At 35.2% G+C, this 15,634-nt stretch carries 6 protein-coding genes and 2 rRNA genes; 1 reads left to right on the plus strand and 7 read right to left on the minus strand.

The window, feature by feature from the left end; genetic code table 11:
- Window positions 1-187: 187 nt before the first annotated feature.
- Together HYN86_RS16420 and HYN86_RS16425 are read right to left on the minus strand one after the other, a co-directional pair.
- A complete protein-coding gene (locus HYN86_RS16420) occupies window positions 188-880 on the minus strand; it encodes a GNAT family N-acetyltransferase (RefSeq protein ID WP_113679020.1) in 693 nt (230 codons plus the stop codon).
- Between the two features lie 591 nt (window positions 881-1,471).
- Window positions 1,472-2,302: a M57 family metalloprotease gene (locus HYN86_RS16425; protein WP_113679021.1), complete on the minus strand. Its 831-nt coding sequence runs from the start codon at window positions 2,300-2,302 to the stop codon at window positions 1,472-1,474.
- Between the two features lie 531 nt (window positions 2,303-2,833).
- Between HYN86_RS16425 and HYN86_RS16430 the strand changes: the two genes are divergently transcribed.
- Entirely contained in the window at window positions 2,834-5,548 is a 2,715-nt protein-coding gene (locus HYN86_RS16430; RefSeq protein WP_113679022.1) for a S8 family serine peptidase, read from the plus strand.
- A gap of 74 nt (window positions 5,549-5,622) precedes the next feature.
- On the opposite strand, the gene HYN86_RS16435 is transcribed toward HYN86_RS16430, so the two are convergent.
- From HYN86_RS16435 to HYN86_RS16455, 5 genes are all read right to left on the minus strand, one after another.
- A complete protein-coding gene (locus HYN86_RS16435) occupies window positions 5,623-7,191 on the minus strand; it encodes a SusD/RagB family nutrient-binding outer membrane lipoprotein (protein WP_113679023.1) in 1,569 nt (522 codons plus the stop codon).
- A 29-nt stretch (window positions 7,192-7,220) separates the two neighbouring features.
- On the minus strand, window positions 7,221-10,541 hold the full coding sequence (locus HYN86_RS16440) for a SusC/RagA family TonB-linked outer membrane protein (RefSeq protein WP_113679024.1): 3,321 nt from the start codon (window positions 10,539-10,541) through the stop codon (window positions 7,221-7,223).
- Window positions 10,542-11,572: 1,031 nt separating this feature from the next.
- Window positions 11,573-11,824 (minus strand): hypothetical protein, encoded by a 252-nt coding sequence (locus tag HYN86_RS16445; protein ID WP_113679025.1) that lies wholly within the window; start codon window positions 11,822-11,824, stop codon window positions 11,573-11,575.
- 628 nt (window positions 11,825-12,452) lie between these two features.
- Window positions 12,453-12,562 (minus strand): 5S ribosomal RNA (rrf, locus tag HYN86_RS16450).
- Between the two features lie 174 nt (window positions 12,563-12,736).
- A 23S ribosomal RNA gene (locus HYN86_RS16455) occupies window positions 12,737-15,620 on the minus strand.
- Window positions 15,621-15,634: the final 14 nt, after the last annotated feature.

Genomic DNA, 15,634 nt, shown 5'->3' on the forward strand with positions numbered 1-15,634 from the left:
AGACTGTAAATATACTAAAAAGTATATTTTACAATCTAAAAATTATGAAAATTTTATGTATTAGACTCACAAAATGAGTATCAACTCTAAAATATAACTATCTATTATTCAGAAAAAAAAGTAGACAACTCTATATATTTGAACCCTAAAGTAAGTTGAGAAAAATATTAATATCTAGAAAAATAAGTCATCGCTTTGGCAGAACATTCGTATGTAAAAAACTACTATTTTTATTAGGATCATAAAGCATAGCAGTACACAAACAATTTTTTCTTTCTTTACTTTTTAAGATGGGACAATTGACACAAGTTTTACAATTTTCCCAAAAAACATCATCGTTTGTAAGCTCTGAGAATGTAACTGGCTCAAAACCGAGATCATGATTCATCTTCATTACAGCAAGACTAGAAGTTAAGCTAAATATGCGGGCATCGGGATATTTCTCGCGGCTCAAGTCAAAAATCTCCTTTTTAATTCTTTTTGCAAGTCCGGTGTGTCTGAATTCAGGAGCGACAATTAAACCAGAATTAGAAACATATTTTCCATCTTCCCAAGCAGAAATAAAAGAAAAACCTGCCCACCTCCCATCTGATGCAAAAGCTATTACTGCTTCTCCTTTTTTCATTTTTGCTTCCAGCATTTCTGGAGGACGTCCCGAAATACCAGTTCCCCGAGCAGCGGCGGATGATGATGTAACTTCGCAGATTTGTTTGATCCAAAAAGTATGGGCGGATCTGGCTTTCTCAATAGTAAATTCAACTGGTTCCAAAACATCTTCATCAGGTAAAGGATTTTTTTTGGTATAAAGTGAACTGGAAAATATCGAACTTTTTTTAGTAAGATGTATTTTAGGATCTATGATAGGATTTATAATTTTCATAATACAGCCTATAGGATTTGAGAGATTAGCAAAACAGTAATAAATAAAACAATACTGAACACCATTAAATTGATCACTTTGTTTTTACTTTGTACAGATTTATTTGTTATATATTGTTTTGCAATCTCCTTACTTCTCGTTTTACTTGTTTTCATATATCTAATGTTTTTATTACAACTGCAGCATAAATTTTAGAATCTACAAACTAGATGACCCTATAAAACTGGTGAAAACAGCTGTATTTGTTTCTGATAATTAAAAAACAAATGGCATGCCAAGAAAAAAAACACCTAAATACAGATTGATTATCAAATTATTACACAATAAAATTATAATTAAGATTTTTAATTATTATCAAAATGATAAGATGATACTTCCAAAATGAGAAGCACAATCTGATTTTTTTTGGTCTAAATTTTTAAATCAAAACGACAGAATCTGAAAATTTATAATTAACTAATTTGTTTTATCATTTTTATAAACGAACATCTAAAATTGGAAGTATCTGAATAATATCGCAAAAAAAAAAGGCTGTTTCATAATGTATGAAACAGCCTCTCCTATTTTGTAAAGACAACTCTAATTCACCTATTAGTATAAATAATTCAGTGCTGTAATATCGTTAGCATTGAAAGCTCCAGTCTCACTTGAACCGAAACATGCTCTCATATAAGAAGTTGCATCATATCCAGAAGGTGTTCCTGGAATAAGAATAGCTCCAACACCAGCTGTTCCTTCATTTGAATTTTGCCCACAACTTTGACGGCTGAACCAGTCTGTATGACGCAGACCAATACAGTGACCAATTTCATGCGCTGCTACGTGTGCATTTACACCAGTTGAATAACTCTCTAATCCAGAATATAATGTAACTGAATTATAAGGGTTTCCTCCAGAAGGGAAACCTGCTACTCCACCTGCAGATCCTGTTTGTCTGCGTACAACAATGTTTGCACCAGAAGTACTTGAACTAAAGGTTAGTGTAAAGTTAATAGACAATCCTAAATTATTATATCTGTTAATTGCCGCCTGCAGTCCTGCACGCATATTTGTTGTTAGGGCTGTTGTCCCAGTCCCTGATAATCCCACAACTCTAATAGTTTTTGGAGCAGAAACTAGATTAGTAGTGCGGTATTGTTCTGTGGTAATTCCGCCGTGCAGATCCATTTTGTTTAATTGATCTTCTGTAATAGCTATACATCCTTCTACCAAGAATGCATCCTCAATGGTTCCATCTGCCTTTGTGTTTTTAATCACTTGAACATCAGAAGTATTTAATGAAAGTGAACGAAGTTTATTTAACACCTCTGGTGTTACTTTTAGCGATGAATCATTTGATTGAACTGTCTCCTCTTCTTTATTACAGGAAACCAGTACTAGAGCCATAAATGATAAGGCTAGAATTGCTTTAATTTTTTTCATAATAGGTTTTGTTTGGTTGTTAAAAAATAAACTGGTAAAAAAGGGGTCTTTACAAAATATTGTAATATTTATTATCAAATTTAAATATTTTTTAATCTTAAAATACTTATAAATTTAAAATTTAACAATTTTAACACTTTTTGTTAAATATTATTTGACGGCATTTTGCAGTATTGTGGCGCTATTGCTGAGATGAGAACTAAATCAATAAGTAATTACAAATCAATAAATTAAATATAAATATTAATATTTTAAATTTATATCCTATAAAAAATGCCAAAAACACTTTGGAATTTGTAACATATTTTAATTAAAACCATTTTTATTTCTAAATAAAATTACCTGAAAGATTTTACTGATCTAGTATGAAATAAAATATCGTATTTTTCTACAAATAATTTAATAACTTTGGATTAATCCTACTAGAAAAATACTTGATAATAAGTTATCAAAAGAAGATTCATCTTTGCCTTATTCTAATGACAGTGATAAAAGCAAAGTTTTTTTTAACAGCCCTAAGATCTACAGTAAATGAAGAAACAAATTACTTTTCTTTTTTTTATGATTACTACAATCAGCCTTTCACAAGGTGCTGAAAAATGGAGCCAGTTTCTAAAGAATGAGAAAGAAGGAAAATTTGAGAAATATTATTTTACTTCTTTAGAAAATGCAAATCGATACCAATATAAGGTTGTAAAAAAATTAGACACTACTTTTTGTGTCGTTGAAATAAATAATGTGCTGTCTAAAAAATCTTCTAATAAAAACCTGCCTGTTAATAACCTATGGAAGTTACCATCTAATTTTTCAAATCATACTGATTTCAAATATTATATCATAGCAGCTGATAGTATCAAATCGTTAATTAATGACTTAGAATCAATACATATTTCTGATATCAAAATTTTGGATAATCATCTTGCAGTTATAAAAAGTAATTCTAAAAATATTATTGATGAAATTATTGAATTTAACAGTGTTTTATCTGTTTCACAAGAATCGCTGCAGCCAAAAGCAGAATCGAAGATAATAGACCAAAATCTCACTATCAATTTCGTAAATATGGCAAATATTAACTTCCCTCTCATTACTGGCGAAAATCAAATTACTGCGGTAAAAGATGATTTTTTTGATGTAAATGATGCTGATTTATTAAATAAGCATATTGTTTCAAAAAAAGAATCGGCTAACGTGTCGACGCATGCAACGGCTATGGCTACTATAATTGCTGGACTAGGAAATAGTTCTGCATTAGGAAAAGGAGTCGCTCCAAAAGCTAAAATACAATCGTCTGATTTCTTAAACATTTATCCAGATGAAATAGCATCTTTAGAAAATACAGCTGTTCAAAATCATTCTTACGGAACTGTAATTGAGAATTTTTATGGTTCACTCGCAAATGCTTACGATGTTCAATTATATGACAATCCTGATTTAACTCATTGCTTTTCATCTGGTAATAGTGGTCTTGAAGGTTATAAATCGATTACAGGCAACTTCAAACAGTCCAAAAATGGTATAGTGGTAGGATGCATTGATCAAAATGAAGTAATTATGCCATTTTCTTCAAAAGGTCCTGCCTTTGATGGTCGCATAAAGCCAGAATTAGTTGCCTTTAGTACGCAGGGAACTTCAAATTCTACAGCATTAGCTGCGGGAATAATTACCCTGATGAAGCAGCACTATAAAACTCTAAATAATAACAATTTAAATAATTCATTAACTAAAGCAATTTTGATTAACAGTGCAAAAGACCTTGGTAAAAAAGGTCCTGATTACACATACGGTTATGGCAATATTAATGCTGATAAATGCCTAAAAACGATCAGCGAAAATAGAATTATATCTGGTGAATTAACCTCTGGTCAGATAAATTCACATACCATTACTATTCCTGCGAATGCAAAAAATTTAAAAACTACATTGGTTTGGAATGATCTTCCTGCACCCATCAACAGTAATATTAGTTTGGTAAATAATTTGGACTTGGAAATTATTTCGACTGATAATACCGCTTTTTTACCGTGGGTTCTTAATCCCGAAGCTCCTGAGCAGCAAGCTGTAAGAGGAAGAGATAATATTAATACTGTAGAGCAGGTAACTATTGAAAATCCTTTACCAGGATCATATACTATTAATATCAAAGGTTCATTTGTGTCTGAGACACCTCAGGATTACAGTATAGCGTATGAATATGAACTGGCAGATCAATTTGAATGGAATTATCCCGTTTCTAAAGATAATTTTCCTTACGATGGCAGAAACATTTCACCTTTTAAATGGAATTCTTCCTTTTCCGGCAACGTGGGACAATTATCTATTACGTACAATAATGGACAAACTTGGGAAATTATCGCTGATGGTATCAATCTGGATAATGAGCAATACACTTATATACCTGCAAAAGAAAAATTTTCAAAAGCAAAATTGAAAATGACCATTGGTAAAGCAGAATATATCTCTGAAAGCTTTATGATTTCTTATGATTTAAATATCACAACGAGCTTAGTTTGCGACGGCACCACAGAGATAAATTGGAACAGACCAGAAGCTGTCACTTCATTTAATATTTATGAGCTGACAGACGATAGTTTAGAATTTAAAGAGCAAACAACTAATACCACTTATGCATATACGGATGGGAAAATTCACACTGTTGCTCCCGTATTTGACAATAGCGAAGGAATAAAAAGTGAGTCGGTATTACAACATTCCCAAAATTCAAATTGTTATTTTGAACTTGCTTTCGCAACAGTTTTTGAAGAAAACAAAGTAAAGATTGATGCGAGTCTTTTCAGCTTATACAATATCAAGAGAATTGAACTGGTTAAAATAATTAATGATACCGAAAGTGTTATTAGTACAATAAATGACATTAGTTCTAAGACGTTTTCTTTCTTTGATAATACTCCAATACAAGGAAGCAATAAATATAAAATAAATATAATTTTAGAAAACAATACAACAATAAGTTCATTAGTTTTTGATACTAATTACCTTGGTAATGAGTTGTTTTTTGTCTACCCAACATTATTAAATAAGAATGAAGAATTAAATATTGAAGCCAAAAAACAGCCAAATGCTATTTTCTATTTATACAGCATTAGCGGTCAGAATACCATTACTTTTCCATTACCTTCTACAACCAGCAGCGTAAATTTAAAAAATGCGGCTTCGGGAATTTATATCTACAAAATAATTACAAACTCTGGTGAAATACAGACAGGAAAAATTGCAGTTCTTTAGGCTTACTTCTAAAACCAAAAAACCTTGATTGAAAAGACAATCAAGGTTTATAGGACGTTAGTAACTCTAAAATACTATTTTACATCCCAGAAAATTTTAGTACTCAAATTATCATTTGCTTTAACAGCATTATAATTATCTGGATTATAAACACTTTCTGAATTTGGATATGTCCAGCGTGTAGGAGGCGTTTTTCTAATTGTGCTTGTTTCATCTTCCATGAAAATTAAAGCTGGAAGTTTTAGCCTTCTCTGCTCTGCCCACGCTTCATCTGCCTGCATAACATTATAATGAATGTATTTTTGAAATGCAATTAAAGCTAATTGGTCTGAAGCTGCAGAAGCTCCTCCAAAATTAATAGTAGTAATGTATGCATCAATTTCAGCAGCAGTTGGTTCTGTTGTTGGTTTCCAATCCAAAATATCAGCTTTATCTCCCAATCTTACATAATATTCTATCGATTGTCTGACAGCCTTTTCAAAATGAGTTTTTGCTGTAGTTGCATTTCCGTTTCTTGTGTAATATTCTGCTAAGATTAAATTTACTTCGGCAGCATTTATCAATGTCCCCGGCAGCCATTTATTTCTGCTGATAACAGATCTATTGTAAACTGCAATTTTACCGTCAACAACTAACTGGGTCTGAGCTCCCGAAGCCAGTAATGGATCAAGCCCTGTAAAAACGGACGCTGTTTGGCCTTTTTCAAACAACCATGTCAAACGAGGATCGCCATTAGCATTCATGTGGTCAATCATTAATTTAGGAGCACTATTACTAAAACCGTCTTCTTCTAATGCATCTTCAAAACCTGCGCTATCCAAATCTCCATCTTGAGTATATACTCTAAATGCGATATTTTCAGCATTTTCATCAACTAATTTCCCCTCATTAATAATCTCCGCAATTTCACTATTTGATCTTGATGCAAAAGATGGAACTGCAGAAACTCTGTTTAAAATTCTCAATCGAAGCGAGTTGCAGTAGTTTTTCCATGCCGCAAGATCTCCTTTATTGATAAGGTCTTGGTTTTTAAATTCTAAGCCCACTTTAGTTGATAAAGCAATAGAATTTAATTCTGTAGAAAAAGCTTTTAATTCATCTAACATCTGAGTATAAAGCTCAATTTGATTATCATATTTTGCAGATGCATTCGCGTAGTTCCCTCCTGTTGAGCTGATTTTTCCTGCTTGAGAGAATGGAATGTCTCCAAAATTATCAACCATTTTTTCGGTATGATCATATAAATAAATCGTCGAAGTGATAGTGTAAATTCTATTTTCTGCTTGTTCTGCTGGAGATAAAGAACCCATTACTTTTTCTAACTCTCTGTACTGAGTTATAAAATTGTAATATCTCTTCCATCTATCATTGACGGCTGCTCCTGGAATATAACGTCCTGTTGTATTTAGAAAACCGTGCGCTTGAGTATAGTTTAAAGAAGTTGTTCTTATAACTGTAAAATAATTCCAATAAGATGGAATAACATCTTCAAAGTTAATTTTCATAAAACCAGCGAACTGTTTAGGTACAGTTGTCGATGTAACCGTAGATGGATCTCTGTATGCATCTTCAAAAGCATTCTGCGTGCATGAAGCGAAAAGAATCGATGCTGCAGCCAATGATGTATATAATAATTTTCTCATGTCGTATTTTTTTAATTATAAATTATCAATTAGAAAGAAGCTCTCAACATAGCCCCAAAACTTCTAGTAGATGGAGTAAGTCCAGCATTGTTAACGTTCTGCGACCATCTTGAACCTGAAGTCGTAGCCTCGGCATCCATATCTTTAATTGTTCTGTATAGATAAAATAAATTACGTCCGAATATTGAAAAACTTAATTTAGAAACTCCAATTTTTTCAGCCCATTCAGACGGCATATTAAATCCTAATGATAATTCTCTAAGTTTTACATAGTTGTTTTTCTGAATATACAAATCATAACGTGAGCTGCTGTACTGCGGACCTCCCCAGTTGTAAGTCATATTGTAATAACCTGCTTGTGAAATAACATTTGTATTTGGAGAACCATCCGCAGTAACACCATCCATAAGCATTCCATCTCTATACAATGTTTGTCCGCCCGGTCCTGCAGTGGCACTGTTAGGTACTTGAACTCCCTTACCGTTATCCATATAATAAGTCAAACCACCGCGCTCATTGGTACTGTATTTTAAACTTTCTTCTGTAAGTCCTCTTGAATGCATCCAGTTAACACCTGTTGGCATCAAATAACCTCCGTACGAGTAATCAATATTAACATCTAATGTTACAAATTTATAAGTAAAGGTATTTAACAAACCTCCAACACCTTGAGGTGTAGCCGTTCCGTATTTTTCCCATTTATCAGCATCAATCATATAATATCCATCAGAGTCAACCATTTTGTTTCCGCTTGCGTCCGTTTTTACAGGATGTGCATAAATTCCTCCCATAGGTTGTCCCACTACAGATTTTAACTGAGCTGCAGATCCATCATAATCGGCATGCAGTAATTCTGTTGCACCATTTGCCAGTTTCACGATCTTGTTAATATTTTTTGCCCAGTTTACGGTGACATCCCATGAAAAATCTTTTGTTCTAAAAGGAGATGCAGTAAGTGCAATTTCGAATCCTTTATTGCTAAGCTCTCCCACATTAGCCAAAATAGAACTCGCTCCTGTTGTTGGTGCCAATGTTAAATCAAGAATTTGGTCTTTAATTGTAGCGTTATAATATGAAAAATCTAAACCTAATCTTCTGTCAAAGAATTTCGTTTCAAAACCAAGCTCATACTCTGTTTTCATTTCTGGTTTTATTCCTTCATTTCCATATTTTGTAGGAGAAGTCGTGATCAAAACAGGAGTTGTAGTTCCTTGATTTCCAAGAGAAGTTTGGCTAAACGCAATATTTGCTGCATAACGATCTGGATAATTACCCACAATACCCCAAGAACCACGCATTTTTGCATAGCTGATAAATTCTGGTAACTGTACTGCATCAGACAATACAAAACTTGAGTTTACAGATGGATAAGTAAACGCATTATTATTTGGATTCATGGTAGAAGTTCTATCTCTTCTGATAGTTCCCTCAGCAAATAAATAGTTTTTGTAACTTAAATTTAAAGTTCCAAAAATCGCATCTTTTACAATTTCATATTTTGAAGATTTACTTAATGGCGTATTAACAGACGAGTTCATATCGTACCATCCCTCAACGCTTAGACCGCCATTACTTAATCTAGTAAGAAGTTTGCCTGTTTCTTGTGATCCTGAATATCCAAGAACGGCACTTACATTAAAATCTTCCGTAATTTTTTTATTATAGGTCAATAACAAATCTCCGTATAAGATGTTATAATCCTGCGATTCGATTTCGTAAGATCCTGGTCCAAATCCGTAGATTATAGGTTTATCAACTGGATTTCTTGATTCTATATTAACCGATGTTAGATCTGTAGAAGCACGTCCGCGCAATGATAAATCTTTTGTAATTGTAAGCGTTTCAGTTATACTTGCCATTAACCTATTTGTAATCTCATCCTGCTGGTTAGCATTTACATTCCAGAAATAATCTCCAATATCAGCTTTAAATCCGTTACGAATAATATTTTCACTTGGAGTTAAACTTTGATTGGTTCCAGTTACATATTTATAACCTAAACTTGTCTTATATTTTTCTTTGTACCAGTCACCATTATCAAATGGGCTCAACATTCCTGTAAAATTGTTAACCAGACGATCTAGGGCAAAAGTACGATTGGCAACATCTTGATTCATGTAACTTACAATTACATCAGTCTTAGAACGCGATCCAATTTTGAATGATGTATTTAAATTAAATGTATTTTTTTTATTGGTATTTCCCATACTCAATCCTTCAGATTCTGTATGTGTATAAGAGAAACGAATGCTGGAATTATCAGTATTGTTACTAAGAGCCAAATTCGTTGTTCCGTCCCATGAATTTTGAAACAAATTTTTATATCCATTTTTTTGAGCAGAATACGGACGAATTACACCATCCCAAGACATAATAGGCTGTCCGTCAAACCATGGTCCAAAATTATTTGTACTAGCAGAAACTCCCCTTGTATCAGGCACACCATCTCCATTTGTATCATATTGTGCAAAACCATCTGGTGCTAAATATCCCGTTGAGTAATTAGCATTTGTCCATCCTGGTCCTCTTTCATATTGAAATCTAGGCAGGTATGCAATTGAATTATTAGAATAACTGGTACTAAAATCAACACCTAGTCCTTTTTTTCCTCTACCCGATTTTGAAGTAATCAACACAACTCCATTTACCGCTTCAGAGCCATATAATGCAGCAGCCGAAGCTCCTTTAAGAATAGATATATTTTCTATATCTTCTGGATTAATATCTGCTAATCCGTTAGCTTTAATTCTCTGCTGGTTCCAGTAGTCACTATTATTTACTTCTCCGTCTCGAATAGGCACCCCATCTAAAACAATTAACGGCTGATTTCTACCCGTGATAGAATTAAGTCCTCGAATTTGAATATTGATTGCTCCAGCTCCTCCAGGTGTAGACGAAATTCTAACCCCAGGCGCTTTACCATATAAAGAGTTTGCAATAGTTGGTGAAGCAGTTTTTACAATCGCATCGGCTTTAATGGTACTTGTTGCGTAGCCAATTGATTTATTTTTTTTCGATTGTCCTAATGCTGTCACCGTAAGTCCTTCAAGCTCATTAGTATCAGTTCCTAATTTTATTTTTAATCCATCTACTGCTTTTATCTCTACAGTTTTAAATCCTACTGAGCTTATAATTAATACCGCTCCTGGTTTTACTGATATTTTAAAAATACCATTTTCATCTGTAGTAACTTCTTGCTTTGTTCCCTTCTCTTTAACATTGGCATAAGGCACAGGAAGATTTGCATTATCTGTAATTACACCAGAAATAGCATCGTTTTGAGCATGCATCTCTTGAAAGCACAGCACTGCTAGAAAAACTAACAATACTTCGTATAACAGTTTTTTCATATTATTTGGTTTGTTTGTAATTGGTTTGTTTGGTTATTAATTTTTAGAACTTCTTCTGATCCCCAGAAGTATAGTCTGCAATGTCACATTACTTTTCCTGTATTTAGAATTGTAATTGTTTTGCCGTATTTAGAATTCTTTATTTTTTTTTCATAAGCAGCTATTTTTTGGTGAATAATAATTTTAAAAATTGGCATGTAAAGGCTTGCTAAAACGATTTAGTAAATCGTTTTAGTGATTGCATTAAAAAAATTTATTTAGATAGAGCCTTTAACAATAAAGTCTTTTATTTTGACTACTTTAAATTTATGATGTCGAACAACTGTTCAACTATAGTAAAAATCAAATTAAGATTAAATCCAAATCTTATCTTACTCTGAAAAATATTTTCTGCTTTTTACTGACCTAGAAAATTAATATAAACATGCGTAATTATGAAAATATATACTCAAAGTTCATCCCGTATAAATTGTTAATTTTATATTAAATTATAGCTAATTTTGTTAAACAAATATATATATTAAATCGAAGTACAAAAACGTTTTAGAATATTTTTTTACACTTAAAACCTTTATTTTTAACTTTAATATTAAATATTCCATCGCTAAACCCGATTATCATTGATATTAATTCATTTCCTAAGGAAGAAAAATTTTCATAAAAAAAGCATAAATTAACATTTTTTTACAGTAAAAGTATTTTATTAAAACCCTGTAAAAAGAGTACCTTTCAATTTCCAAATTTGACATTAAACAGAGATAAAATGTTGTTCAAAGTATTAGAATTGTCATTCATCTAAATTTTATCAATAAAAATTAAAAAACCCGTCTATTTCTGGAATTGAACTATATTAGTAGAAAAATTTTAAAATTTTCTACAGAAAACATCTTGACTTCAAAAAATACATTTTTTACTTAAATATTTTTTCATTAAAAAAGATGAAGGTGAGTTATGCATTTTGTAGTTTTAAGAATGTACAAAAAAAGCCTATAAATAGGCTTTTAAAATTCAATTTCATCAAAAAATCTTTTTTATGGATTTTTAGGTGAAGTTTTAGGACTAGTTACAGTATCCTTACGGTTTGAATTTACCGCAGGATTTGTACTCTTTGTCTTTTTACCAGCTTTATTTTTATGCTGGCTTTTTACTGTATCCGTTTTGTGTGTACTGCTTTTCTGCATAGTAGAATCTACAGTGGTTTTTGATTTTTTTGTCGGAGTCTGTTGTGCAGTTGCTGTTGCAGCAAAAACTAAGAATGCACAAGTTAAAATTAAATTTTTCATAATATTGATTTTTAAGAAGTTAAGCGAATAGTATAACTATTTACGCTTTTCAAATATCAACATTAGACATGACACAATCTTATATATTTTTAGAATTTACTTTATATTCTTCCCATATTAAAAAACTGTAAATCAACATTTTAATATTTAATTAATCTAGAAACTTTTTTATTAAAAAAAACTTTAGACAAAAAAATATCCTGATTCTTATTTTAGCTTCCATCAGCTCCTGAAAGATAATCTTAAATACTATATAAGTATCAATCACAAATGTTTAGTGTTAAGTATTATTGGAGAGGCTGTTTTTTGTTATTCTAACACTACAAAGAAGCATTTGATTACTTGACCACGAGATATGTTTAGAAAGCGTTTAAGCGATGTTAACCATTCAACAGCTTTAATCCAGAAGTCCTTTTAGTTTTAAAAATGTAAATATGATTTAATCATTATTTACTATTATCTAAAAATGTACTGTTTTTAAATCCTTCCAAACTTTTTTTACATGGGTTAAAAACTAAGATTTTGATAACGGTGCAGTTGAATTCTAAATGAAGTTTTATACATGTAAACACTTAAAACGACTAAAAACAAAAAATCCTCATCAAATAAATGATAAGGATTCTTCAAAAAAAGGCGACGACATACTCTCCCACAATACTGCAGTACCATCTGCGCAGGCGGGCTTAACTACTCTGTTCGGGATGGGAAGAGGTGAGCCCCGCCGCAATAACCACCTTAAGGTTTTTAGTAATTAGTGCTTAGTGTATAGTAATTAGTCCTTAGACTCTTTACCAGTTACTTTCACTAATTACTGCTCTGCGTCGAGCAAATATTTTAACATACTGAGATAAAGAAAAGTAAATATATTTTAGAAAGTTTCCTCCTCCCGTCTTTCGGCGGGAGGAAAAGGGTGTACATAAGCTTACGGATTATTAGTACTACTCGACTATGACATTACTGCCTTTACATCTATAGCCTATCAACGTGGTCATCTTCCACGATCCTTAAAAGAAATCTCATCTTGTGGTGGGTTTCGCGCTTATATGCTTTCAGCGCTTATCCCTTCCAAACGTAGCTACTCTGCGGTGCCCCTGGCGGGACAACAGATACACTAGAGGTTTGTCCAATTCGGTCCTCTCGTACTAGAATCAGATCCACTCAAATTTCTAACGCCCGCAGTAGATAGAGACCGAACTGTCTCACGACGTTCTGAACCCAGCTCGCGTGCCACTTTAATGGGCGAACAGCCCAACCCTTGGGACCTTCTCCAGCCCCAGGATGTGACGAGCCGACATCGAGGTGCCAAACCCCCCCGTCGATATGAGCTCTTGGGGGAGATCAGCCTGTTATCCCCGGCGTACCTTTTATCCTTTGAGCGATGGCCCTTCCATGCGGAACCACCGGATCACTATGCTCTACTTTCGTACCTGATCGACCTGTATGTCTCTCAGTCAAGCTCCCTTATGCCATTGCACTCTACGCACGGTTACCAAGCGTACTGAGGGAACCTTTAGAAGCCTCCGTTACTCTTTTGGAGGCGACCACCCCAGTCAAACTACCCACCAAGCAATGTCCCCCGCAAAACGGGGTTAGGCCTCAGATAAACAAAGGGTTGTATTTCAACAATGACTCCACAACGCCTGGCGACGCCGCTTCATAGTCTCCAACCTATCCTACACATCATTTATCCAAGGTCAATACTAAGCTATAGTAAAGGTGCACAGGGTCTTTTCGTCCCACTGCGGGTAAACGGCATCTTCACCGTTACTACAATTTCACCGAGCTCATGGCTGAGACAGTGTCCAGATCGTTACACCATTCGTGCAGGTCGGAACTTACCCGACAAGGAATTTCGCTACCTTAGGACCGTTATAGTTACGGCCGCCGTTTACTGGGGCTTCAATTCAATGCTTCTCCGAAGATAACATCTCCTCTTAACCTTCCAGCACCGGGCAGGTGTCAGGCCCTATACTTCATCTTACGATTTTGCAGAGCCCTGTGTTTTTGATAAACAGTCGCCTGGACCTCTTCACTGCGGCCCCGATTGCTCGGGGCGACCTTTCTCCCGAAGTTACAGGTCTATTTTGCCTAATTCCTTAGCCATGAATCTCTCGAGCACCTTAGGATTCTCTCCTCAACTACCTGTGTCGGTTTACGGTACTGGTTCTTACTGCCTGAAGTTTAGAGGTTTTTCTTGGAAGCCCTTAGGCGCACTATCTCTTTGTCCGAAGACTCCGAGTACTATCGTATTTCACCAAGCTCTACGGATTTGCCTATAGAGCCTATAGCTAGGTACTTTAACGAACTATTCCGTCAGTTCGCGGCGCTTTCATCACTCCGTCACCCCATCACAGCAATAAGAAGTACGGGAATATTAACCCGTTAGCCATCGACTGTCCCTTTCGGGTTCGCCTTAGGACCAGACTAACCCACAGCTGATTAGCATAGCTGTGGAAACCTTAGTTTTTCGGTGTGCGGGTTTCTCGCCCGCATTATCGTTACTTATGCCTACATTTTCTTTTCTGACCGGTCCAGCATACCTTACGATACACCTTCTGCCCTGTCAGAATGCTCCCCTACCACTTACAGTAAACTGTAAATCCATAGCTTCGGTAATATGCTTATGCCCGATTATTATCCATGCTCGTCCGCTCGACTAGTGAGCTGTTACGCACTCTTTAAATGAATGGCTGCTTCCAAGCCAACATCCTAGCTGTCTGGGCAGACAAACCTCGTTCTTTCAACTTAGCATATATTTGGGGACCTTAGCTGATGGTCTGGGTTCTTTCCCTCTCGGACTTGGACCTTAGCACCCAAGCCCTCACTGTTAGTGAACATTATACAGCATTCGGAGTTTGTCAGGAATTGGTAGGCGGTGAAGCCCCCGCATCCAATCAGTAGCTCTACCTCTGTATAACTTTATAACTAACGCTGCACCTAAATGCATTTCGGGGAGTACGAGCTATTTCCGAGTTTGATTGGCCTTTCACCCCTACCCACAGGTCATCCGAAGACTTTTCAACGTCAACCGGTTCGGTCCTCCACTGTGTGTTACCACAGCTTCAACCTGCCCATGGGTAGATCACACGGTTTCGCGTCTAACACTACTGACTAAAGCGCCCTATTCAGACTCGCTTTCGCTGCGGATCCATGTCTTAAACACTTATCCTTGCCAGCAACGTTAACTCGTAGGCTCATTATGCAAAAGGCACGCCGTCACCCCACGAAAGGGCTCCGACCGCTTGTAAGCGTATGGTTTCAGGATCTATTTCACTCCGTTATTCACGGTTCTTTTCACCTTTCCCTCACGGTACTGGTTCACTATCGGTCTCTCAGGAGTATTTAGCCTTAGCGGATGGTCCCGCCAAATTCAGACAGGGTTTCACGTGCCCCGCCCTACTCAGGATACCACTATCTATTATACTTGTTACCCATACGGGGCTCTCACCCTCTATGGCGTTACTTTCCAGCAACTTCCGGTTCCTTGTACATAAAATGTCGTGGTCCTACAACCCCAGCACTGCCGTAACAGCACTGGTTTGGGCTAATCCGCGTTCGCTCGCCACTACTTACGGAATCACTTTTGTTTTCTTCTCCTCCGCCTACTTAGATGTTTCAGTTCAGCGGGTTTGCCCACCTATCGGTGTGTTATGCCTTCAGCATAACGGGTTGCCCCATTCAGGTATCTGCGGATCAATCGGTGTGTGCCCGTCCCCGCAGCTTTTCGCAGCTTATCACGCCTTTCATCGCCTCTGAGAGCCTAGGCATCCCCCATACGCCCTTATTTTGCTTATTGTACCAATCTTGTTT

This window comes from Flavobacterium fluviale (assembly GCF_003312915.1).
GTDB lineage: Bacteria > Bacteroidota > Bacteroidia > Flavobacteriales > Flavobacteriaceae > Flavobacterium > Flavobacterium fluviale.

Bases quoted from the DNA above. Each gene is read 5' to 3' on its own strand.
- HYN86_RS16420 (WP_113679020.1), bottom strand. From the start codon at position 880: ATGAAAATTATAAATCCTATCATAGATCCTAAAATACATCTTACTAAA.
- HYN86_RS16425 (WP_113679021.1), bottom strand. From the start codon at position 2,302: ATGAAAAAAATTAAAGCAATTCTAGCCTTATCATTTATGGCTCTAGTA.
- HYN86_RS16430 (WP_113679022.1), top strand. From the start codon at position 2,834: ATGAAGAAACAAATTACTTTTCTTTTTTTTATGATTACTACAATCAGC.
- HYN86_RS16435 (WP_113679023.1), bottom strand. From the start codon at position 7,191: ATGAGAAAATTATTATATACATCATTGGCTGCAGCATCGATTCTTTTC.
- HYN86_RS16440 (WP_113679024.1), bottom strand. From the start codon at position 10,541: ATGAAAAAACTGTTATACGAAGTATTGTTAGTTTTTCTAGCAGTGCTG.
- HYN86_RS16445 (WP_113679025.1), bottom strand. From the start codon at position 11,824: ATGAAAAATTTAATTTTAACTTGTGCATTCTTAGTTTTTGCTGCAACA.